A 22,051-nucleotide genomic window follows, 5' to 3' on the forward strand; every position below is an offset into this window, starting at 1 on the left:
GGGTCTCTCCTATTTGAGTTCAGATTTTGTTTGAGGGATTGGGGAAGCAAACCGCTTTGAATGCTCCCGGACGTCATGGACACGACTAGACCAGCCACGCCCAAAGTCTTTCCATGCTCTCAGCCCTTGCATGAAGGCCAAGCGCTGATCGCAAATTTCATCAATGATCTGGAATGCCGATTTCCCGCATGATTGGATAGCTTCCAAGGTCTTTGGCCCAACCGTGCCATCAGCCTTGGCGCCAACAACCTTTTGCAAGGTCTTTGCCGCCCTGCGAGTCCCAGAGTTCACCGAGTAGTCAGCAACGCAATAGTCAATGCCTGCTGGCAGATTGTCCGCCTTCACAGCATCCCAATATTTGCGTTTGAGGATGAATTCAGCCTGATCCCGGCTAAGCTCCATCATCTCATCGCGAGTTATTTCACGATGACGGATTGCCTTTAATGTTGGAGCAGACACACCATGATTGGTCCCAACGAGGCGGCCAATGCCAATTTTCCCACCGGTCCAGTTGCCGGGGTCTTTGAAATTGTTTGTGTAACCACCCTCATGTTCAAACAACAAAGGTTTGATTTGAAGGAATGTGTCATACATTGCTCACTCCATAAAAAAAGGCCCCTTGCGGGACCGGTCAAACTGCTGGATTTTTGGGGTGTTAGGCTAGAGGATCGTCAGGCCACGTTACGCTTGACGGGAAGCCTGATTGCTCTGGCACAGCACGCAAGGCCGCTCGATAGGCCAGCAACGCTGTTCGATCTTCGGTCAAAGTGGCGCCTAGCTCTGTTTCCTCATCGGAACGCATAACGCGCCAGTCAGTGGCAGACAAAAGAGCGTCTCGTTGAGCCCTTACCTCTGCTTCGGTCGCTTCAGGCTCTTCATAAGCGTCAGGCGTTGGCGATCCATCAGCCACCCACTGTTGCCACACGCGTCCGCCGCCTGCCGGTCCCCCGGTCTCAGGGTTCCAAGGCACGATTGCCCCGTCGCTTCGTTGAACAATATTCTGGTCTTCATTCGAAAATTGATATGTGTTCATGACCTATAACTCCGCGTCTGCTTCATAAATGCCCTGAAGGGCTCGATAGGTTCCTGCACTGGTAACGGTCAGCCTGTGCGCAAGCCCTCTTTTTGAGGAGACGAGCGAGCCACTTGAGCAGCTTGAATATGTAGGGGCAGTCAGGATTGACGCCGTTGGCTCTGTTCTCATTTCTGTTTGAAAGCTCGCAACTGGACCTTGCATGCCGCTACTCGCAGAAGCGTACAAATAGGAAAGCCCTTGGTCATCCGCATCCCCCTGCCAATAATACCGCTGGCAGAGCAGTATTTCGATGCCATCAGAACGCGGCTCGAATGTATCAGTTTCAGAGCTGGCATCCCCTTCAACGAGACTCATATGGGCGATTTCATAAATACCTGCCTGGCGGGGAGACAGTTCCCAGGCAAGGGCGAGATAATCGTCACCATTGGAGCCGTAAGTCATGCCGGAAATCGAAGGAACATTAAAAACCGCCGACCGCGCCATGCTGGATGAATTATAGATGGTTGCAACATCAAGACTCGTTGCCCCTGCGGTAACCTCGCTTGAGGGAGAGCCACCTGTGCCGAAATTCTGCACCACCTCCGCAGCAAGTGTTTCGGCACCAGTGGGCCCATAGAAATAGCCCCGCGCCGTTGCCGTCTTCCCTGCCAGTTTTTGAACACCCTCCACGCGCTGTTCGACGCGAATGGTCCCGCTGGTCGGAGCCGTGGCAAAGGTCAATTGTACCTTATATCTTGGATTACCGGGAATGTCGGTTTGGCCGAGGGTAACCTCGCTTTGATCGACCGTCACAGACTGATCGGTATCGTTGGTCACAAGCCATCGATCGAGGATATAGGCAGAACCACTCGCCGCGATGGTGAAGCTGGTTCCTCGCTGCGCAACAACAAAATCGCCGTTGATCAAGTAGTTCTCAGGCGGACGCTCGGATACTTCATCTTGAATTGCATCGACAACATCTTGGATATTCTCCAATTCCTGGTCATAAGACCGGATGGGGAACCCTCCCACCGTCAAGCCATCATGCAGCCTGAGCGCAGGTGTTTCCTTGTCAATAGTGACCTCGCCTTCAGCGCCGGTAAATGCGTCGTTTTTTGCCTTGGTGTCTCTGCGCCATTGCCATGGAATGCCAGTCATTAACTCAAATCTCCTAAATCAGTGGGGAAGTATGTATCGCCGGAAAGGTCGCCAAGATCATAAGCGCCACCATTGAGAGCAAAGCTGACTTGTGTCCATTCGGTCAGTTGCTCTTGAACGGCCTGTGCAGATGCAAGCGTTGAGGTGGCAATAGCAGCATAGGTCTTTGCGGTTTTCGCCTCATCTTCGGCATCCTCAGCCGATTGCTCAGCGTCTTTTACAGCCTCTTCAGCCGCCGCTTGGGCTGCTTGAGCCTCCGCAACGTATGTTGGCGCCATTTCGAGGTAATAGGCTGTTGGCCCCGCGACAATCGATGTGCCATCGTCATCGGCAATCAAAACCTTGCCTGCCTCGATTTCTGTTAGCAGGATACCGGTCAAACCGGAACTTATGGACGTTTTGACGTTTCTGTCTGCTGACCCTGCAATGTCCTGAACCTGCATCGCCAACAGGTCCAAATCTTCCTCAACCTGTGCAGGAGGAACCGCCCCTTGGTTTGAATAATCGGTTTCTTGTGTGTTTGGAACATCGCGGGAAATGTAATAGATCAAACCATCCGCAGGGGCAGTGTCAAACGTAATTTCACCAGAACTGTCCGTGAGCAGATCAATCGAAAACCCATCAGTCACTTCAACATCGCTACCAGTTGAAGTCTCTAAAACGCTCAAGTGGCTTTCATCGACAACCCGCATCCCTGTCCATGAAAACACGGTTGTTGCCCCATTCCCAAGAAAAGGCCCCTTGGTACTGGCGCTATTTGAAACCGTCATTTGCTAACCTTTCCGACATAGAAAAAGGCCCCTTAAAGAGGAGCCTTGGAATTAATCTGTAATTTCAAAGCAAAAACCAGACTCGTCTACCCGTTGCGTTGTGCTACGCTACTCGCAAGAGCAGGAGGATATTGCTGTGCGTGTTTTTATTCTTGTTTTGAGTCTTTTGTGGTGTTCACCGACGCTAGCTTTCGACGATTTCACAATGAAAGCAAAAACGGCGCTCGAGCTATGCTTATCCGTAAATATTTGGCACTACGCAGGCCAAACCTGCGAAACCGTCGAAGCAGTTGCCGTTGCGGCAAGAGGTGCATGTTCAAAATCAGAAGAAAAGTTGTTATTAGCCATACAGACAGATAAGTCTGTGCCAAACAGAATTAGCGAAAAAGAGGCACGGACAATGATCAACGGTTTGTTTGAGCAAGCAAAGCCATCCTTGTATTCATCAGCAATTGAACACCGCATAAAATCCGGCAAGCGATGTGGCGTGCAAAAAAAGCGACTTTTAGCACGATGAGCTATTTGCTACTCCGTAACAAGCTCCATTCTCACCAAAGTATGAAACACCATTGATCCCCCCGATGAAGAATAGAGCAATGAAGAACAGAAAAACACAAATGAGAACTGGCTTGCTACCAGACAACCGCAATTGATATGTCAAGTAGTCGTGAAGCTTGTACAATCCCCACGTCCAAACTGCAAATCCAAGAATCTCGATCGCCCAGATCACTCCACGGCCTCATTTGCCCAAGGTTTGACACCTGCATACATGCCAGTTCTAACCCCCGGCAAAGACCCTCCGGGAACTTGCCGAATGATTGCTCCAACACCTGATTTCTTCAAGTCTCCTTTAGACAATTGGCTTGCAATGGTGGCTATATCCTGAAACGCCCCGGCAGAAGGCCCCAGAACGACCCCTAATTGATTTCTCTGTGCGTAACGGGAGACACTCCCAGACCGATCCGGATCGCCCGCAGCGGCTTGCATACCCGTTTGGATACCAAATGGAATTCCAAGCTTTTCAGCCGAATTGCTTATTTCGAATGGAACTGCAAGGATGCCGGATCTGTCCAACCCTTCCGTAACCCATAGGCCGGGATTCTCGATAAGACGGTTTGCTCCTGCTTCATCGCCTCTCTCGATGTATTTCAGATAGCCAATCATCATTCCAAGCGCAGAAGCGAATACCATATTCTCAGCCAGTCTAAGCGGGTTTTCCTGAAGACCTGCAATCAGAACTCTTTGGTGTGTGGCAAGGGCAAAACTTTTGAACTGTGTGATCAATTTGCCTGTGTTAGTGCGCGTCCAAAGGGGTTGATCTGCAACGCCTTTGGTAACAATCGTCCGATCAACGTCCTTATTCAGTGCCGCCGCCCATGTGCGAGCCGCAACAGCATCGTCCCATTTGCTTACATTTGCGCCCCAGATGCCTTTTTCTTGAATGCCGTGTCTCTGGATCTGTTTGGCAATGCGCCCCGCCATCATTTCGTCAATGCCGAGGAAGGCCATATAAGCCTGTTCATTTTTTCCAGCCGCTTTCCAGTTCATTGCATTTTTTGCCATTCGGTTCTGTGTCATGACCGAAGCAATGGTTTTCATACCATCGTTCCAATATGCAAGACCTGTTGCCTTTGAAAACACATTGGATGCATTGGAAAGAAACCGCTCATAAACAGAGCCGTGAGCATATGGGTCTTGGATATCGGCCAAGGAAGCAAGACGGGTTTGAAGAACCGCTTCAGTTATCGCGCCCAGGTCCCTTGCATCGGCCCGAGAAATCTTGGCTGACTTAATGCCAGAAACAAGGGCAGGAAGAGCTTCGCGCATGGTTGCTCGGAGCCCATGCACCCCTACAAGCCTTGCTGCATCCGTCATGCTGGTGAGCGTCACACCACCCAACAGACGCATATAGTTCCAGGTCAAAGCAGCTCTTGTAATTCTGGTCCAATCGCTACTTTCTTCCGCCGCACGATAAGTGCCGCGAATTAGGTCTCTAAACGCGGTCAGGTTTTGAATATCGCGCTTCTCAGCCTTGGTTAGTTTGTTTTTTTCTTTCTCTGATTTTGCAGCAAGCCTTAGGTCATCATATTCTCTTGAAATGGCTTCTAGCTGGTCCTTCATGTCAGCGCGGCCGAACTTCTTGGCGAGCTCCACTTCAGCGCCCATCGTGCGCGTGTAGTAGCGCAAAACCTGCTCCATGTCATTTTCAAGGAAGTCTTCGACCATCTCATCTGGGATGTTGAAAGTTCTTTCCTTGAGCGGACCACGAGTAACCGGGACGATATAGTCAGGAACATCGCCGCCCCCGCGCCCTGTCAGGTTATCAAATACGGAGACAATAACCTCGTCTATATAATCGTCTCTGTCCGCATCGTCGATAAATTCAGGCAATTCCTTCCTGATATCCGGTGTCATTGCCTTAAGCTTATCGGCCTGTTCTTTGGCCTTGATCACCCGCCCGTCAATATCGGTCTTCTGGCTCCAAAGCTTTTGACGCTCAAAATATAGGTCATCGGTCAGCTTGCCGACTTTTTCAACGCCATCAATAGCCTTTATCCGGTTCTCTACTTTGACTTGCTCGTACCGTGCCTTTCCGTAAGCCCGCCGAGCGAGAGCATAGTCAACCATGATTTTGACTTTTGGGGAGGCATCGACAAGATCGCGAATGCCTGCAATTTCCTTCTCAAGATCTTCCAGAGCGTCTGAAAAGTTTTTGGCTTCACCTTCGGCAGTAAGCCTTTCCCTGCGAAGCCATTCCGTTGCTTCGTCAAACCTGTCAAGGTCTTGCTCCATGCGAGTAATCGCCGATCTATTTCGGACAGCCCTTTCTCCGCACGGGATATTTCATTGAGGTGTTTGCGAACGTCTCCGATTGTAGCACCATCATCCAGCCCGATGCTTTTAAGCCATTCAGAAATGTTTTCTTCCGCAGCTTCGAAGGCTAATGCCCTCATCACTTCGGATTGGATTGCCAGCCATTTCGTCGGCAATTGCGTCAAGAATAGCTTCTTGATTGACATAGCCGTTTGCGTCGGTCGGAAAATTGCGAAAAAGGTCGTCTTCACTGGCAACAAGGTTATCGACTGCCTTTAATCCGCCGTTGGCCTTGAACAGTCCAGGAGCTGTATGAGAACTAACACCAATTGCCCTCAGCTCATCTGCAAGCATAGAATTCTTATCAACCCCACCCATGGCTTTCAGTTTGGCTAGCAGAGGCTTTTTGACCGCCTTCGGAGCTTTTGGTATGCCCTTCATTACAGTAATCAGAGTATCGCTGTCCTTGGCTTCAGAAACGGCCTTAAGCACGTCTCGCGATGGGCGAGAAGACAACAGTTTTGTTCGAGCAGATTCCTTCTGTTTGATGGCGCCAAGTTTGTCGGCCCGCACCGCTTCACGTTCCTTTAGTCTCACTTCAAACGAGTCAAGACGGGACAAGGCTTGTTGCAGCTTTTCCTCTGCATCAAGCGCCCGAACAACGGTCTTGCCTGCTTTCGCTTCATCTTGCCTAAACTGGACCTTGTCGAGCATGTCACTGAAATATCGCTTAGCAATTGCTCGGAATTTATCCTCTTGAGCAATCAGCATTTGCCTATTCCACATGCGAGTAAGATAGCTCATTGCAGTTGTTACGTGGACATCATCCGGCAGCAGTCCGGCATCTATCGCCTGCTGCAAGGTCGGGTCAAAGATATATTCTCGCGCATTCTGCGCTGCTTTAGAAACAAACTCATTTCCAAACTCATCAGTATCGCCCCGACGCGCAGCGCGAGCTATTCGCGTGTAAAAGTCCTTCTTGGTCCCGTCCCATCCTGCTTTTCTGGCCTGTTTCCAGAGGTCTTTGGTTTCCCCGATCCATTTTGCCAAAGCCCCGCGTTGAAGCTGTTTCACAAGGTTTTCGGCGGATGGGCCGAGCGTTTTGCCTTCCATTTCCATTTTCGTGTAAATGCCATTGTCAACCATTTGCTGATAGGTGGTCCGAACCGTCTTGGAAGGGCTGTACATGGTCTGAACACCGGGATTGATTGCCAGATATTCCGTTGCCTTGGCAACAGACTGCGCAGGCTTGCCACCCCCAACGCCAAGATCGGAAATATCAATCTCGTCAACAGATGACGCGCCAACTGACTGCATGCGGGAAACCCCGATGTCGATCACGTCAACAGGATCATCATAGGCCAGCATGTCATCAAAGACCTTGCGGACCTCATCCGAAGGCTGGACATTGAGGTTTGCCAGGTTGCCATAGACTTCCTTGAGCCATTCTGCAAAGCGCTCGAAGACGTTTTTCAGCTCCGGCGTCGGTGCCTTGCCAGTGCCGAGATAGGTCTCGAAGGCCCTTGCAAACTGCTCATGGGTGGCGCGGGAAATAGCCTCATCCTTTGCCGCATCGCCAGTTGTGCCAAATTCCAGCCAATCTTCGATATCGGCCTTTGAATGGCCTTCTCCAGCCTCTGTGGCAATAGCATCGCCATTGTCCTTCCACCAGCCGCGCACAGTATCGCGCATTCCCTTGATGTCTGAAGGAGCATCTCCAGCCCTGGCCATGTCATCCATGACACTCAGGAAAAAATGCCCCGTTTCATGCAGGAATGTTGATTTGTTCGCGGTTTCAAAAAGGGAAATCACCGCCTTGCTGTCAGGACCTTTGGGCAGATGAATGGAGCCTTTTACCCCTCCTTGATACAGCCACGGCTTGGCGTTATCGGGAATTTCTGTTATTCTGATAGCCTTGCTGGGGTTGCTTTCTACAAAGCTTCTGCCCAGACGCCCGTCCCCCGGCAACGTTTCGGACGTAGAGATGAGGCTGTTGATTATTTCATCAGATTTAATCCCCGGGGGCATCTTTCTCATGGAGACGTTTGCCATCTGACGCCTGCCTGTGCGGGCTTCCTCGATATAATAAAATCGACCGTCCGCACTCTCAGACAAATACCCAAAGCGCTCGCGCCCCCTCCAAGGCTCAAGACCGGTTACCACATGGGTAGCTCTGCTCAGGAGTTCCGGGATTGCCTCAATATCAGCATCAGTTATTGCGACCTGTCCGCGCGATTTTTCAACCTTGGCATTGCCGTGACGTTTGAAAATATGGCGAATGGCATGGGCATCAATGGTATGGTCAAAACCGTGAACATCAATGCCGGTCTGTTCTTTGATGATATTGGCTATACCATCTGAGACCTTGGCCACCTCAACAGTCTTGGTCTTGTCCCCTGGGTTGCTTCTCACGAAATCCAGCAATCCCTGCATTTTCCCACGAGCCTTGGTCAACTTCTTGCGCAAGGTGGCCTGATACAGAATCCTTGCATCGTTGGGGTCGAACGTTCCGCGATTGTTGACGGATTTGATCTGCGTTGAATTGAAGGCAACATACGTGTCAGCGACTTCACTATCAGCATTCCAGCCGTCGCGGATACCTTTAATGATAATACCATCATGACCGCCCTGTCGCGCACGGTAAACAACATCCCTCATAGTCCCATAATCAAACATGCTGTAATCGTTAAAGCGCTTGTTTTCCAGAACATTACCGTCAACCTCAAACGATTTTGTTTCAGACGGCCAATCAATGATAAACGGGTTATTCAGCGTGAGGTAAGTTTCATGCACAACACCATCCCCGGCACCGGCATATTCGCGCGCAAGAGCTTTCGACGATGAGAAGAAAATTCCCAAATCCCCATCCGCAAGATCTGGGTCAAAGAAATCAAGCTTTTCGCCAGTCCCGTGATAGACAACCAGCGGCTTACCATCGGCATCAACAACCTTACTATCACCAAACCAGCTCTTGAATTCTGGCGTGTCAATGGCGGGAGATGACTGGAACAAACCCTCCTCTGCATCGGCAGCAGCGGCCTTTTTCAGCTCTGGCAATGGATAGCGCTTCATCATGGTGTCAATAGACATACCGGCACGATCGGACATGGTCTGATAAAATGAGCCGTAAAGCGTAGCATTGGCGTCGGCTTCGTCCGAAGACATGCCGATATCTTCCAAGCTTTTCTTGACGCTGCTCTTTACTTCAGGCGAAAGCCGGTTTTCCATGCCAAGCGCTTCGTTGCGTGCAATCGCGCTCAATCTGGTCCATTCGCCCTTGGTCAGAAACTTGGCGATCCCGAAGCCAAAGGCTCCGCCAAGGATTGCAGAGCCGCCAATAGCCGCAGCACTTTCAATCCCGGATCTGATTTCCTGTGTTGCCTGAAGCCCGGCCTCTTGAACAGCCGCGCCAGATGCCGCGCCAAGAGCCACAGCCCCCGCAGACTTCAAAGCCCCATATCCGACCCTTCCAGACCGAACCAAGGCCCCTCCTGGGACAAGAATAGTCGGGTCTGCCATAGCAGCGCCCATGGAAAGGGCCGCCCCGGTCAATCCGCTTTCGTCCAGAATTTGGCGGTCTTCTCTTTCCCGGTCTATGTTGGCTTTTATCGCATCTGTTTTTTGTGGGTTATAGGATTCCGTGAAGTGGTCAACATAGTCTTCATACCCCTTCAGAATGTCGCCTTCATACGGGTTATATCCCTTCTCAACCCGGTTCAGCTCAAATGATGAAATATCCGTTGTATGATCAACCGCCACCGAGCCGATCAGATTTTCTTGGCGAAAGGCTGCACCAAGCGTATCAAGAAAAGCCGGGGCTGGATCGTCATATTCGGACACGCCAAACCCGACATTTGCAAGGCGCTGGCTTTTATCGACTGGCATTAGCGGTTTTTCCTTCTGGACCGACGCGAGCGAGGATCGCCGCCTTTTGGCTCTTCTGGAGTGGATTCAATGATGGGCGCTGCATTCTCTACAAATGGAGTCACATCTTCCGCGCTAAATCCGAGCAAGCCTTGAGGCTTTTCAGATTCTTCCCCACCATTGATAAAATCCGATAGCATTTCCACGGTCGGTGTGGCCCGTGCCTTGTCGCGCCGCTCTTTGCGAGTTTCTCCAAACTCTTCCCTGTGCCGGAGATTTTCGGCATATTCCTGCTCTGCTTCCATTGCCTTTGTCTCTTGGTCAAGCATGGCCTTTCCTTTGACCTGCTTCATTGCCGTGGCAGGATCACCATAGAAAGGAAATGGATAGGCATCGTCTTGCCCGTCTTTGCGATAGACAATTCTGTAAGGAACGTCCTTACCTGATCTGGCGGCCTTTGCAGTGCTTACGCCACTGCTTTTCTCTGGCATGATTGGTTCAAGATAGACATCATCAAATTCAATGCCATCCGCTTGAAGGGCTTCTTTTGCCTGATCCAAAAGATATTCGTGCGATCCATTGACTATAGGATAGGTCTTTTCTGGCGGATAAGGGATCACGATATCTTCGCCAATCCGGGCGAGGCTCGTTGCCCCGTAAGAGCGGTTGAAGCGTGTTGTTGCCAGCTTTTTAGCCAAGGCATCATCACCGTTTGTCTCAACAATCGCTTCTTCATAAAGACCTTTGTAAGTCGACGTCATTGCATCACCAGCCACATCATTAATCCCAAGCTTGAAATCAAAGACATTGCCGCTACCAATAGAAACCTGATCAGCGACAAAATCACGGTCTATGGCCTTTAGATTTTTTTTGACGGGATCGGATTTCAAAAGCGCTTCGCTCTTGGCAATGCGCTCGGGGTCGTTCATATCAACGAATTTCCGGCCAATTTCTTCGTCACCCAAACCAAGATCAAATTTATAATGCTGGAAGGCTGTTGCCGCGTCTTCGATATCTTTGCCATTTTCTGCCCCAGCGACGGCTTGCTGAGCATTGTCATTGAGGCGATAGGCAAGTGCAGCCGCTTCGAATGTGGCCGCCGCGTTGGTGCTGTTAAGACCATTTCTAAGGCTGTTTATGTAGGTTTTGGGAATGATCCCCTTTTCAACTGCCATTCCTTCGGCGGCTTGCTGAGCACTTGCTCCCTTGTCGACTAGATCATTATAGGCCCTGTCGGCCAAAGCCCGGTCATCTGTATCAAGCGGATTGGCACGATCCCCAGACGTGAGGAAATCAGTTGCTTTCTGGCTTTCTTTGAAGCGGGCCATTTCTGTCCGCAACTTCCCGATCATCGCGTCTTTCTGGCCTGCATCAAGATACTGATCATTTAGAATATCATTCTCGCTAACCGACGCCGGGTCTGTTCTGATTTGCAAGCCCATTTGCTCTTTATGCTGAATAATCACCGCGTTTCGGGCAGTCTTGGCATCGTTCTGTTGTTGCTCACCCCAATTCAACAACTTTTGACGGGTCTCTGGCGTGATCGCCGAAAAGTCACTTGCGCCACCGACTTTCTTCACTGTCCATGCTTTGATATCGCCAACAGTTTTACCGCGGAGAATTGGGTTTGCCTTGATAATGGCAGGTGCCACAATGTCAGCCATCTTGGTATCATCAGAATGGCGTAGAACATTGACCGCCCCTTGAGCCCCGAAAAAGTGGGCCATATACAGGTTGCCATTTGTCGTTTCAATCCCGTTTGCAGTAAGGATTTTGGCATTGTCGGCCGTAAAGGCCCTCATTGCCTTTTCTTGCTGATCCGGGTCGTTTTTCCCCGCGACGGTTAACCCAAGCTCAGGATGGGCTCGCATTACGCCTTTCCATGTCCCATCAGTGAATTGGTAAAGTCCCGATGCAGTTTGCCCCGGCATTGGATTTTTTGCGTTTGGGTTGCCGCCACTCTCGGACATTTTGACTGCGCCGTAATAGTCGCCACTTGTTTTTAGATCTTTTACGGCTTGCTCTGGGTTTTGTGTGAATTTCCATTTCCAATTGCTGATCTGGGCGTCTTGTTCCCACGCAACCAAACGCTGAAGCTTCCAGCTTTTATCACGGTTGGCGGAGTTGATCAGATCAACCCCTTCCTGTTTCAATAGGCCTATATCGCCGCCGTTCTGGATTTGTTGCCTGAAACCATCAAGCCCCTTGTTGGTCATCGTGTCATAATAGACACCCTTGAGCTGGTTTTCGTGGCTATCGGCTTTTGCAAAAAGGGAATTGCTATAGGAAATAACGGAAGACTGATACTTGGCGAGCTGGCTCTTTGAAAGGCCCGCAAAATTCTGCTCACCAAACTGTTTGACCCGTTCAGCGTAGCCATCCATATAGGTTTTCGTAAAACCAATACCTGACTCACTCGCATTGTCCTGTGCTTCCAGGAACCGCTTGGTTTCATCTGCCTGAAACTGAGCCCATTTGACCTGGGCATTAAAGCCGGCATTGTCTTTCGCACTTTGAACGGTCTTCTCTTCGAGCCCTGAAAGAGCATCTCCAAAAGACGCCAATCCCTGCACGAGTGCAGAGACGTCGACCTGTGCCGCTTTGCGAGGGACTAAGCGTTGTGGCTGAGTAACCGCAGTGCGTTCAATTGGCTTGATTATTGGGACCATGAGTTACCCTCAATAAGCATAGGACGCGTAGCGTTTGCCGACTGACGAAAAGCCGGAAAACAGGGTTCCGATAAGACCAATCCCGGCAGAGGACCGCGCAGAATCCGCCATATTTCGATAATTTGTCGCCTCTTCTTCATAAGCGTTGCCTTTTCGAGTCCCGCTTTCACGCATGGCAAAGGTATCTTCTTCAAGTATGGTTCTCTGATCATCCAGCAAATCCATTGCAAATTCGCCAGACACATCAATTCCTTGAGCGGCAAGAATGGCTTTGTTCTTCGCAATCTGGGAAACACCTTGTCTGCGACGAATATCGCTTTCGTCTTCGGACTCTTCCAATGATTGGATTGCCGATTTGTGCGCGGCTTCGGCGGATGCTTCATAAGCCGCCGCTTGCGCCATTGCATTTTGATATTGCGCGATACCGCCAATAATCGAACTACCCAGAGAAGCGATAGTCCCAAGACTACCGAGCAGAGACGTCGACCCGGCTGTACCAGCCGCCGCGCCAAGCCCAAGCATTGCAAAACACATGATTAGCGCTCCATCTTGAATTTCAGAAACCGGTTGCCATCGATTTCAATATTTGACCCGTCGAATTCAAACCCAAGCCACTTAAGCCACCTGATAGCGATGACGTTTTTTTCGCTGCACACATTCCAGAGCAACCGGAAAGGAAAAGACACAAGCTCAAATTCGGATCTGGAATGCTGAATGAATGCCCTTCGGCCTTCCCTGGTTTCAACAAGTGGCGTTGCACACAGCCAGGGGCTTCCAACTGTTGAAAGTGCAGACATCGCAGGAACCACCCCGCCAATCGCCAAAAGCTTGCCATCAAGATATGCGGCTTTTGCTACAAGCGTTCGTCTGTCCAGATCTTCCAGACAGTCGCGCATGGACCAGCCGCCAGACATCAAATCGAATTCAAAGCGATCCATCGGGCGCATTTGCTTTTCCATGCGTCGCAGATCTTTTTTGTCAATAAGCTTGGTTTGATAATCCATCAGCTCCGCCCTACCGAAATTTCGGGCGAAATGCCTAGGATTGTCATGGGAAGAGGGTAATCCTGGCGCACGGTTATTGTCCCGGCTTTGTTCCAAGACGGTTTCAAATCAATGCTGTCCATACCGGTTGTGAGCGGAATCTGTAGTGCAAGATCCCCAGACGCCTGAATATATTCGGTACTTTCTTCAGTATCAGCAGCCCACGCTTTTATACCTCGCGTTTTTTCCATCTGGAAATAGGCTTTGGTGATCTTGTGCGGCCGACCGCGACTTGAGCCAACATCCTGCAAATCAAGCGCAGGAGGAAGAGTTTCAAATTCAGCATAGTAAGGAAGGCCCACATGCACCGTTTCGGCAGATCGCCCGAGACTAACGGTCCCACCGCTCACCGTCAGCCCGGCAATGACATTACCATCAGCCAAAGCAACAACTTCCTCACCTTCAAGATGATCGAGCCCGGAAACCTCCGTGACCGCGGCTCCCTCATATGTCAGGCCACAATCAACGAAATAGCAGTCTTCGGGAGTGTCATCGGTGAAGCTTCTCTCATGGAGGCGTTCAACATAGCGCCTGGTATCCCCGTTGATCGTCCGCTTTACAATCATATAAACGGCATCGAACGCGCCTTCGGTCACAGAAGCAATGCTTTCGACGTCCCCGCCTAAATCGTGCTCACACCAAGCCCACACTTGATGCTCGCGCTTGTAGGTGAATGAAAGCAATGTCCCGTCGTCTAAAACAACCCAGACAATTGAGAACGGGTTTTTTGCATAAGCCCAGTCTTTGATTTGTTTGCCTTCGAAAAAGTGAGGCGCCCAAACACTCAAGTCGTTCCCGGTATAGTTGTCAGACTCATAGGTGTATCGGAGATCGCGGACATTGCGCCCGGTTCGATCAACAAAAAGAGCTGTATCGTCAACAACAAGCGGTTTCAGCGCGATTGACCCGGAGTAGCCATACTGTGTCTGGATCGGTTGAGTTGCGTCCATGACGCCATCTGGACCACTCAAAGAGAATTCACCGGCAGAGGTGAAAATAAGAAGCTCTTGAAGCTGAAGCATCCCCCGAATGGCGTTGAGTTCTTCGCCGGAAATATCAAGCTCAATACTGTCCGTGGCTTTGAGTGTGCGGGACGAAGTGAAATTGCGATAGTCGCCAGTCCTTGACATCCAAAGCGTTTCCGGCTGTTTGTTGGAAGCCCCAAAAATCAATCTTTGTTGATAGAGAATTGCCCGCGCCGGGTAATTCCCAGCTGACCCAAAAAAATCCGACGCCTCAACTGGTGTTGTCGTCAAGTCTGCATCAATATAATCGTCTCTAAACGAAGTACGGTCTGTATAGCCAATATAGCCGTAGACATTGTTGCGCTCACGATAGACATAATATTCGTCAGCGCCGGTATCATTCCATTCAATGGTGTTGCGAGCTTCCGTTTCTGGCAAATATTGGCACAAGGTTCTGGTGAACGCGGAAGATGGAAAACCCTCAACACCATTTTTAATCGCCGCGACCTTGTATTTGTATGTGTAGCCCCCTTCAGCTCTCGGCGTGACTGCGCTGATAGTTGGTGCAGTCACATCCGGATCAATCACAAGATCCGAGAATGTCCAACTCGTTGCACTGGCCCTTTCCATTTCTTTTGGATAATGGCCAGGATGAGCAAAGAACATTACATCAACCGATTGCACATAGGACAAGGCCTCAATCTGTTCTGACGTGAATGGAGTAGATGGATTGTAATCGGCACTACCGCTCTGGACCATGCCACCCTCGAAGATGATTTTCATCTCTTCATCGCCCATGAGCATCACATAATGCTGATCGCCATCGCGCTTGAACGGGATGAGGCGGTGCTTTTTATCGCTGTCCATAACTTCGCAGATAAACTCTGTTCCGGCACGGTTTGAAACCCCGCCATGAGCATGGACAAAAACGTTATAGCCTTCCTTCAGGCCAACATCATATTTGGCGGTATCAATTCGGCCATGCAGCCCTGGACCCAAGACCCCAGCGGCAAAGGACGGCTGAAACTTTGCAGTCGGCACTAGAGGCCCCTCAATTTCAAATGGTGTGGAATGCTTTTGTGCTTGACGGGATATTCATTAGCACTGTCGAGCATGATCGCCTGATCGATCAGGCGTTCATATTGCTGGTAGGCGAATTCTGCTTTCTTGATATTCTCGGTCAAGGCGAGACAAATGTTTGCAGCCAGAGCAGCGCTCACCAGATTTGCAAAATAGGCCGGGTAAGAGGACGGATCGCTAATCAGCTTCGTAAACTGGCAAGCCGCATAACCGACATCCGAATAGACATATTCGCCAAAGACTTCTCTTGGCGTGTCAGGGCTTTCCCCACGATCAATGAGGTAGCGTGCCGTTTCACCAACATTTACCCACTGGATCGTTAGCGCACTGGCAGGCCTGATATATTTATAGGCCCACTCGTTTTCTCTATCGTTTTCGGTTTCCGCGAGGATTTGCCGACCTCTGGCAAATGTCCAATCATATGTTTCAAAAACAGTCTGCAGCACGTCATCATAATGGAGATTGCATTCTTTGGCCCTTGAGTTGTCCTCAGTCAGGCTGTTAATGCGAGAGGCCCCCAAATAGGCAGACAAAGCGCGGTTGCAAATTTGAATTTTCGACGTCATGAGCTTACCTCAGATATAAAAAAGAGGGACAAGAAGCCCCTCTTTCATTGGTATGTTTTGCAAATTCAGTCCGGGATTATTCAGGTTCGGTCGCTTCTTCGAGAGCTTCTTTCAAACTCTCGATGGACGAACGCCGATCCTTCTCAATCCCCAACTCAGCAAGCTGAGCAATCAGAGTATCTTTCTCCGCGTTTTCAGCTTCCTTGTCGGTTGCCGACGCGGTCGCCTCTTGCTCGACCTTCACCATCCAGCCAGAAGAGAACTTGTCTTCATCGATCGTGAAGACTTCACCTTCCTTCGCCCATCGACGGTTCGGCTTTTGGCCCCTTTTAAGAGCCTTCACCTTGATATCAGCCATTGGTTTGAAGCCCTCCTGCAATCCCTGCCGTAATTGCGCCGGCAGTCGGAGCGGTACCCGTCACCGTGTAGTAGAGGCGCATATACTGCTCGTTTGTTTCGAGCGGGATATTGAAAGGAGGAATCTTCTTCCCAGCGACCAGGTTCGCCAAGAGCACAGTTTCGCTCACAACAGTCGTTGGAGAGGAGAAAGAAGGATTGTCATCAACCTGAACAGCCACGGTAAGGCTCGTCAGATTGTCAAAAGCTTCCGTCACCTGGATCAAAAGCGGGATGTTCTGCGCACCCCCGTAATCCCGATTGAGTGCGGCAGGAGCGCCGGGAGGAGTGACAACATCACCAAAATTGATGTAATTGGTTGACGCTGCCGTTGCGGTAATCGCCTGATCATCAGAGAACAGGGCTTGAGCATCAAGTAGCATAATTATGTTCCAATCTTGGGTTAGAAGGTGATCGCAGCTTCCGCATCGGAAATGGAGTCGATACGGCGGACCATGTAGTCACCCCACATCGTCACGCGTTTCCCGGCAACCTGCTCAACCGTCAGGTTGACATTGGTTTTGTTGAGTGCCTGCTTGCGCAAAAACTTGGCGATAGTCCGACCGACATAGATCACGGTTTTGCCTTCAACCAAATTCCCGTTCATGTCGATGCCAACCGCCGACGTTGTATCAAGCAATTCTTCAGCATCGATCATCAGGTCGAGGAGATCCGCACCAGAAGAAGCATCTTTGGTCAGGTTCGAAACATCGATGTTGCAAATACGGGAACAGGACCGCCAGTCGCCAAGCGTCAGGCCAATATCCCACTTCATGTGATCAAGATAGATCTGCTGAAGCTCGCGGGATGTTCCGGAGCCTTCCTGTTTGGTGGTTGTGCCAAGGTCATTGTGCTGGAAGCCAGCCTTTGAGCCTTTTGGATAAAGCAACTGTGTGCCACGCGGACCCCAAGTCACGAAGAAAATTGAGGTATTGTCAGAGCCAGTGCCTCCACCATCAACAAGCTGACGACCTGATGCTGCTGTTGGATCATTCAAGCGAGCATCAAGCCCAAGAAAGCCCTCTGGTGTCACGTCAGTGTCACCATAGAACATGTTGTGAGCCACAAAGTTGTTGAAGCCCTGCACTTTTGCGACCACTTCAGAAGCACGGAAAGACGAAGCGTTGCCGGACAGATCGGCCAAAGCCTTGTCCACCTCGCTGTAATCTTCAATCATGCCAGTGGTATCAACGACTGGGACAGTGGTCGATTTGGAAGGCTGGACGCCCTGGTTATATTTACGGAATGCCGGTTCTGGGATGCCGGTACGAATGACGGTCTGATGTTTCGAACCATCATTACATTCTACAAAAACCGCGTCAGCGATGATCGGGTTTGATTTTTCCGCCACTTCAAGAATGGTGGAGATTTTGCCATCAGGGTCAGTGCGTGAAAGCACATCCGCCAATGTCGGGTTTTGAATGCCAACTTCAGCCATTTGCTAGGCTCCTATTTGTCGCCGTAGATAGCGTTCGAGAAATTCTTTCTCCCCTTGCCACCTACATTCTGTTTTGCTGGGGATTCTGCGAGGAACTTTTGCGCATAGAGAGCGAGTGCCTTGATCACGACCGGATTAGAGCCGTATCCAGATTGCTCAAGAAGTCCAAGGAGTTTGCCGTCATCACCCGCATGCTCAACGGCTTTCATAGCAAGGGCTGTTGTTTCCCCCAGCTTCTCGCCGCCAAATTGAGGGTCCGCCTTTAGTGCCTCGGTCCATTTGTCTACGTTTGCATTGCGTTCGGTCGCAAATTCATCGGCCTTTTTCATCTGCTCGTCATGAGCAGCCTTGGCCCTTTCCATCTGCTGACCAGCAGCCCACTGCAAGGCCTCGCGTGCCGTTGCGTCCGGGTGCTCTTTGCTCCAGTCAGCAAAACTTGTTTCAAACGCCTTTACGTCGTCGTTGAAAATTTCGTTCCCTTTCGGAACATCGATTTTGAACGCTTCGATGACGTCTGGCTCTATATTTTCGTCGCCCTGATCCGCTCCACCATCAGGAGCAGGTGTTCCTTCGGCCTCATCTGTTGACTGCTCAGCGTCAGGCGCTGGCGTTTCGGGAGTGGGTTCGGCAGGCGTTTCAGGCGCTGTAGCTTCAGGGGCAGGCGTGCCGCCTGTCTCTGCTTCATGGGCAATCCGGATCATGCCGAGAGTCTTGAAAATCATTCTTCTGTCCCTTCCGTGTCTTCTTCGATTGCCCGAAGAATTTGCTTGTTGCGCTGTTCTGCTTCGAGCAGCATGTCAGTGTAAAATTTCATGCCATGAGGGAAGACAAAGCGCTCAAGCACGTCACCGCCAACCGATCGCTTGCCATTGGCGAAGCTGTCTCTTTCATCGCCGAAAAACTCGTGATTTGAGTAACCAGTCAGATCAAGGATTGACCACAAAATGAGCCGTCCCGCCGCCTGATTGAGAAGTCCGGACCATGCATTTTGCAGCTCTTCCTCATGCACCCGATTAACCAGATCTTGCTTGGTCTGTTCGTCCTGCATTCAATGTCCTAGAGAGTGTCGGAGGCTTCGACGCTGCGAGCGTTGGCTTCCGAAATGAGTTTTGCGGCATTGGCCATCGGCTGGACTTGCTCCATTGCCTGTTGCATCTGAGCCGCTTGTGCCTGTTGTGCCGCCTGTTTCTGCGCTTCTTCAGTCGTGACAATCATTTTCGGAGGTGGTCCGGCCTGATCAACAAACTCGTCGATTGCCTCAAACGCATTCAGCTTGAGCAAAGCCTCCGGCTTGAGTTGTGCCAGTGTACCGACAAATCCGATTGTCCGTTCAATGGCAGAAATGCCGACTGCCTTTTGTGCCTGTGCCAGCAGGGAAACAAACTCGACCTTGATCGGAGCGCCGATCAGAGATTCAGGAGCAGGAGGGATGATCCTTGCTTCCTGCATGTAGTGGAACACATTTTCAATAAGAGGCGTCAACAAGCCATGGTCCAAGCCTTCAAGGACAGGGCCAAGAGCAATCAGCTTTTCTTCATGCATTTCCGCCATTGCTGTCGCCGTGACGTTCTTCAAGCCCTCAACGCCGAACTGAGACGCCATCCGGAACAGATCCACATAGAAAGCGGCTTCAATACGTTGTTGTGTTTCCTGAATGTCCAACACAAGGCCGGAAATGTCTGGCCGGACCTCATGAGTTGGACGCAAGCCGCCCTTCTGAATATCTGACGAAGAGATTTTTATCACGCGGCCCGGTATGGCCTTATAGCCAAGAGCAAGGTTTTGAGCCGGTGCCTGCATCGGCGGATCATAGGCGAGCTTATTCGCCATAGCCTTGTCTTTATGCTGCTCTTGGAGTTGCAATGCATCCCCCAGCGCTTCCATACCAGGCGAAGAAATCGACCAACTTTCGCCTTGGATGACTTCCCACCGAGGAGCAAGCAGCCCATTGATGACACGCCCGCCATTCTGCAACAGTTTGTCTGTCTGCCCCTGCTCCCAAGCATAGACAGCGAATGGCTTCTCTGAATTGAGAGGTGATCCAGGAACATGGTTTTCGCGTGGCTCTATCGCACACCGAATGTCAACATATTCCGAGTGGTTGCCCGCTTTATATTGGTTCTGGACACGAGTTGAACACTGCTCAAAACCAAACTCGTTGACGCACTGACGAACAGTCATTCGACGGTCCCAGTGCAGCACGTCAACAAGCTGATCCTCATTGTCTGAAATCAGATACAAACCAATCGGGAAAGACTGGCACTTGAAAACAAGCTCGTAATCTTGTGACATGAGCCCTGCAAATGTGCCAAAAAGCCCAAGATCCGCATAGCATGCATCCAACATCCGATATGTGTTGGTGCCGCGAATGACCGTATACATCCGGCTTTGAACCGTATGCAGCCACGCCTTGACCTCCGGATTTTCCTTGGCTTCCTCATCATACAGGGAAAGGACGAACCAAGGCCGTGAAGGCGAAGTCATTCCCGCCATTAAACCAGAGCGAAGCGTCCGCAGCCCTCTCCGCGCAGTTGCATCAATCAATCGCTTGTTGAGCGTCGAGCTTGACCGGCTCTCACCAAGAGAAAACCGCCCTCTGCTTGGCTGAATAGCATCCCGGAGTTCTCGAAAGTGAGGCTCCCAAGATTCATATTCGTTCCTCATGCTGGAACGGTGACGCTCTAGCTCTTTGATAATGTTTCTGTCTTCAGAGGACATTTAGGCCTCACTGCCCGAGGAGCGTTTTTTTGCTGGTTGACGTGGAAGACCCGCTACTTGTCCCACTTGTCAAAATCGTTGAGCGCCGACCAACGGACGAAGTGGAAGACGAGGATGCATAGTCAGGCGTCTTGGCCGTCTGATACGTGGTTGTGTCGGTACTTTCGTATGATGGAGTGGAAAAGCACATGTTGACCTCACCGCCACAAAATGCAGCAGCGCCTTTTGTTAAATTGCTGTGTTTGGTTAGTTATGCCGGAACCCGAATGGATCGTATTCGTCCGCTTGCCGGTCTTCTTCCGCCTGTTGAATGGCGTGAGCAATGACCGGATAAGAGTAGGTCAGTGCGAGAGCATCCGCGATATCCGGCGAACTGATCCCGCGCTTCTTCATGTCCTCTTTTTTTTCAAGGAGGATTGCATTGTTTGAATCGTATGAGTAATTCGGTGCAAGCAGTTCAAAGGCAAGACGATCATCATCGCGGATTGCAAGACCAGTTTTTAGAGCCTGGTTCATGTTCTCCCAAATCTGGGAACGCTTGTTTGCTGTCTTTCTTGCCCCATCAACAGAGTGATCAGCAGCAGCCCCAAAATTGATCCCAATCGCGTCAAAACCAAGCTGTCTCAACCGATCGACAACACCCGCGCCCAAACCCGTTTCATCAACAAACACAGCATCTGCTTTGTATTTGTTGATTGCCTCCGCGACCCTTGCCGACAGTTGCATCGTATCCAGCTTTTCGTAAAGCTCATAAGGCATGGTCTGTGCGTCACGACCACGACGCGGATAAATGCAAGACTTGTCATCACCAAAGCGGGCGACGTCAACGCCAAGAACCATCGGATCATCAATCGCAGATACCGCTTCCAGTTTGCGAGCCCTCGCAACAGCCTCAGAGGAAATAAACTGCTCGTCAGTATCCGCCTCAAATGAGCAACCATATTCCTGATCAATGCGGTTTTCGCTCATGCCGGAATCCCGTTCCCTCTGGATATCTTCCGCACTCAACAACCCAGTGTCATACCAAGCCAGCCGTTCAGCCAACCAGTCATCGTTATGGACTGCCATCTGATGCGTCGAGTAAGCGTGGTTTCGTCCTCGCGGAGTGGTGATGAACAGAGCCCAGCCTCCATTCTCAAGAAGGATTGGCCGGATATAATCCCAGGCGGCAGGGTTTGCGAGCGCCCATTCCGAGAAGACAACTCCAACCGGGTTAGACCCAACCAAGCTGTCATAGTTGTCAGAGCCAGCCATTTGCCACATAGACCCGCATTTAAGCTCTATGAGCATTTCTTGCTGGCTAACGCGGCTTACAATCCCTTGACCCTGTTGCCGGTTGACTGCCTTTCGGAAGCCGGGAAAGACCTGATCAAGAATGCGCCTTCCCTGCTTGTCGATCCCATTCCAGATTGCCTTTCTGGCTTGCGTCTGCTCTGGGAACAGGTGCCAATAAGTACCCGGCCTTTTGTGCATATCCCGGCATGTCAGGTTTAGGCCGGTGCTGTCCTTCCCAGCCCTTCGATGCCAAATGATCGAGCCTCTTTGATATCGTTTC

The 22,051-nt window shown here is 50.8% G+C and carries 20 protein-coding genes; 2 read left to right on the plus strand and 18 right to left on the minus strand.

Going from position 1 to position 22,051, the window contains the following annotated elements; all coding sequences use genetic code 11:
* Positions 1-9: 9 nt before the first annotated feature.
* The 4 genes from ACHZB8_RS08990 to ACHZB8_RS09005 form a co-directional block, all read right to left on the minus strand.
* On the minus strand, positions 10-594 hold the full coding sequence (locus tag ACHZB8_RS08990; RefSeq protein WP_316859925.1) for a glycosyl hydrolase 108 family protein: 585 nt from the start codon (positions 592-594) through the stop codon (positions 10-12).
* 61 nt (positions 595-655) lie between these two features.
* A complete protein-coding gene (locus ACHZB8_RS08995) occupies positions 656-1,033 on the minus strand; it encodes a phage tail assembly chaperone (protein ID WP_316859926.1) in 378 nt (125 codons plus the stop codon).
* A 3-nt stretch (positions 1,034-1,036) separates the two neighbouring features.
* A complete protein-coding gene (locus tag ACHZB8_RS09000) occupies positions 1,037-2,173 on the minus strand; it encodes a hypothetical protein (RefSeq protein ID WP_316859927.1) in 1,137 nt (378 codons plus the stop codon).
* Entirely contained in the window at positions 2,173-2,943 is a 771-nt protein-coding gene (locus ACHZB8_RS09005) for a hypothetical protein (RefSeq protein WP_316859928.1), read from the minus strand. The genes ACHZB8_RS09000 and ACHZB8_RS09005 overlap by 1 nt, the downstream gene beginning before the upstream one ends.
* Before the next feature lie 136 nt (positions 2,944-3,079).
* Between ACHZB8_RS09005 and ACHZB8_RS09010 the strand changes: the two genes are divergently transcribed.
* Positions 3,080-3,460, plus strand: coding sequence for a hypothetical protein (locus ACHZB8_RS09010; RefSeq protein WP_316859929.1), 381 nt, complete (start codon positions 3,080-3,082; stop codon positions 3,458-3,460).
* A 209-nt stretch (positions 3,461-3,669) separates the two neighbouring features.
* Here ACHZB8_RS09010 and ACHZB8_RS09015 read toward each other — a convergent pair whose 3' ends face one another.
* From ACHZB8_RS09015 to ACHZB8_RS09080, 14 genes are all read right to left on the minus strand, one after another.
* On the minus strand, positions 3,670-5,571 hold the full coding sequence (locus ACHZB8_RS09015; protein ID WP_316859930.1) for a hypothetical protein: 1,902 nt from the start codon (positions 5,569-5,571) through the stop codon (positions 3,670-3,672).
* A 282-nt stretch (positions 5,572-5,853) separates the two neighbouring features.
* On the minus strand, positions 5,854-9,642 hold the full coding sequence (locus ACHZB8_RS09020; protein ID WP_316859931.1) for a hypothetical protein: 3,789 nt from the start codon (positions 9,640-9,642) through the stop codon (positions 5,854-5,856).
* Positions 9,642-12,290 carry a hypothetical protein gene (locus ACHZB8_RS09025; RefSeq protein ID WP_316859932.1) on the minus strand — a complete coding sequence of 883 codons (2,649 nt, stop codon included), beginning with the start codon at positions 12,288-12,290 and terminating at the stop codon, positions 9,642-9,644. Before ACHZB8_RS09025 ends, ACHZB8_RS09020 begins: the two co-directional genes overlap by 1 nt.
* A gap of 9 nt (positions 12,291-12,299) precedes the next feature.
* Positions 12,300-12,824, minus strand: coding sequence for a hypothetical protein (locus ACHZB8_RS09030; RefSeq protein WP_316859933.1), 525 nt, complete (start codon positions 12,822-12,824; stop codon positions 12,300-12,302).
* Between the two features lie 2 nt (positions 12,825-12,826).
* A complete protein-coding gene (locus ACHZB8_RS09035) occupies positions 12,827-13,294 on the minus strand; it encodes a hypothetical protein (protein WP_316859934.1) in 468 nt (155 codons plus the stop codon).
* Complete coding sequence (locus ACHZB8_RS09040; protein ID WP_316859935.1) at positions 13,294-15,339, minus strand: hypothetical protein; 2,046 nt, start codon at positions 15,337-15,339, stop codon at positions 13,294-13,296. The genes ACHZB8_RS09035 and ACHZB8_RS09040 overlap by 1 nt, the downstream gene beginning before the upstream one ends.
* A complete protein-coding gene (locus tag ACHZB8_RS09045; RefSeq protein WP_316859936.1) occupies positions 15,339-15,944 on the minus strand; it encodes a hypothetical protein in 606 nt (201 codons plus the stop codon). The genes ACHZB8_RS09040 and ACHZB8_RS09045 overlap by 1 nt, the downstream gene beginning before the upstream one ends.
* 76 nt (positions 15,945-16,020) lie before the next feature.
* Positions 16,021-16,302, minus strand: a complete 282-nt coding sequence (locus ACHZB8_RS09050) for a hypothetical protein (RefSeq protein WP_316859937.1) — start codon at positions 16,300-16,302, stop codon at positions 16,021-16,023.
* Entirely contained in the window at positions 16,295-16,723 is a 429-nt protein-coding gene (locus tag ACHZB8_RS09055) for a Bbp16 family capsid cement protein (RefSeq protein ID WP_316859938.1), read from the minus strand. Before ACHZB8_RS09055 ends, ACHZB8_RS09050 begins: the two co-directional genes overlap by 8 nt.
* Before the next feature lie 20 nt (positions 16,724-16,743).
* Positions 16,744-17,778, minus strand: coding sequence for a major capsid protein (locus ACHZB8_RS09060; protein ID WP_316859939.1), 1,035 nt, complete (start codon positions 17,776-17,778; stop codon positions 16,744-16,746).
* 11 nt (positions 17,779-17,789) lie between these two features.
* Complete coding sequence (locus tag ACHZB8_RS09065; protein ID WP_316859940.1) at positions 17,790-18,500, minus strand: hypothetical protein; 711 nt, start codon at positions 18,498-18,500, stop codon at positions 17,790-17,792.
* Positions 18,497-18,826, minus strand: a complete 330-nt coding sequence (locus ACHZB8_RS09070) for a hypothetical protein (RefSeq protein WP_316859941.1) — start codon at positions 18,824-18,826, stop codon at positions 18,497-18,499. Before ACHZB8_RS09070 ends, ACHZB8_RS09065 begins: the two co-directional genes overlap by 4 nt.
* 8 nt (positions 18,827-18,834) lie before the next feature.
* Positions 18,835-20,496: a portal protein gene (locus ACHZB8_RS09075; RefSeq protein WP_316859942.1), complete on the minus strand. Its 1,662-nt coding sequence runs from the start codon at positions 20,494-20,496 to the stop codon at positions 18,835-18,837.
* Positions 20,497-20,742: 246 nt separating this feature from the next.
* Positions 20,743-21,750 (minus strand): hypothetical protein, encoded by a 1,008-nt coding sequence (locus ACHZB8_RS09080; protein ID WP_316859943.1) that lies wholly within the window; start codon positions 21,748-21,750, stop codon positions 20,743-20,745.
* Positions 21,751-21,789: 39 nt separating this feature from the next.
* Between ACHZB8_RS09080 and ACHZB8_RS09085 the strand changes: the two genes are divergently transcribed.
* Positions 21,790-21,990, plus strand: a complete 201-nt coding sequence (locus tag ACHZB8_RS09085) for a hypothetical protein (protein ID WP_316859944.1) — start codon at positions 21,790-21,792, stop codon at positions 21,988-21,990.
* Positions 21,991-22,051: the final 61 nt, after the last annotated feature.

The organism is uncultured Cohaesibacter sp., from assembly GCF_963556055.3.
Lineage (GTDB): Bacteria > Pseudomonadota > Alphaproteobacteria > Rhizobiales > Cohaesibacteraceae > Cohaesibacter.

Excerpts from the sequence above, each read along its gene's own strand:
- ACHZB8_RS08990 (WP_316859925.1), bottom strand. The coding sequence starts at position 594 with ATGTATGACACATTCCTTCAAATCAAACCTTTGTTGTTTGAACATGAG.
- ACHZB8_RS08995 (WP_316859926.1), bottom strand. The coding sequence starts at position 1,033 with ATGAACACATATCAATTTTCGAATGAAGACCAGAATATTGTTCAACGA.
- ACHZB8_RS09000 (WP_316859927.1), bottom strand. The coding sequence starts at position 2,173 with ATGACTGGCATTCCATGGCAATGGCGCAGAGACACCAAGGCAAAAAAC.
- ACHZB8_RS09005 (WP_316859928.1), bottom strand. The coding sequence starts at position 2,943 with ATGACGGTTTCAAATAGCGCCAGTACCAAGGGGCCTTTTCTTGGGAAT.
- ACHZB8_RS09015 (WP_316859930.1), bottom strand. The coding sequence starts at position 5,571 with ATGGTTGACTATGCTCTCGCTCGGCGGGCTTACGGAAAGGCACGGTAC.
- ACHZB8_RS09020 (WP_316859931.1), bottom strand. The coding sequence starts at position 9,642 with ATGCCAGTCGATAAAAGCCAGCGCCTTGCAAATGTCGGGTTTGGCGTG.
- ACHZB8_RS09025 (WP_316859932.1), bottom strand. The coding sequence starts at position 12,290 with ATGGTCCCAATAATCAAGCCAATTGAACGCACTGCGGTTACTCAGCCA.
- ACHZB8_RS09030 (WP_316859933.1), bottom strand. The coding sequence starts at position 12,824 with ATGTGTTTTGCAATGCTTGGGCTTGGCGCGGCGGCTGGTACAGCCGGG.
- ACHZB8_RS09035 (WP_316859934.1), bottom strand. The coding sequence starts at position 13,294 with ATGGATTATCAAACCAAGCTTATTGACAAAAAAGATCTGCGACGCATG.
- ACHZB8_RS09045 (WP_316859936.1), bottom strand. The coding sequence starts at position 15,944 with ATGACGTCGAAAATTCAAATTTGCAACCGCGCTTTGTCTGCCTATTTG.
- ACHZB8_RS09050 (WP_316859937.1), bottom strand. The coding sequence starts at position 16,302 with ATGGCTGATATCAAGGTGAAGGCTCTTAAAAGGGGCCAAAAGCCGAAC.
- ACHZB8_RS09055 (WP_316859938.1), bottom strand. The coding sequence starts at position 16,723 with ATGCTACTTGATGCTCAAGCCCTGTTCTCTGATGATCAGGCGATTACC.
- ACHZB8_RS09060 (WP_316859939.1), bottom strand. The coding sequence starts at position 17,778 with ATGGCTGAAGTTGGCATTCAAAACCCGACATTGGCGGATGTGCTTTCA.
- ACHZB8_RS09065 (WP_316859940.1), bottom strand. The coding sequence starts at position 18,500 with ATGATTTTCAAGACTCTCGGCATGATCCGGATTGCCCATGAAGCAGAG.
- ACHZB8_RS09070 (WP_316859941.1), bottom strand. The coding sequence starts at position 18,826 with ATGCAGGACGAACAGACCAAGCAAGATCTGGTTAATCGGGTGCATGAG.
- ACHZB8_RS09075 (WP_316859942.1), bottom strand. The coding sequence starts at position 20,496 with ATGTCCTCTGAAGACAGAAACATTATCAAAGAGCTAGAGCGTCACCGT.
- ACHZB8_RS09080 (WP_316859943.1), bottom strand. The coding sequence starts at position 21,750 with ATGGCTGGCTCTGACAACTATGACAGCTTGGTTGGGTCTAACCCGGTT.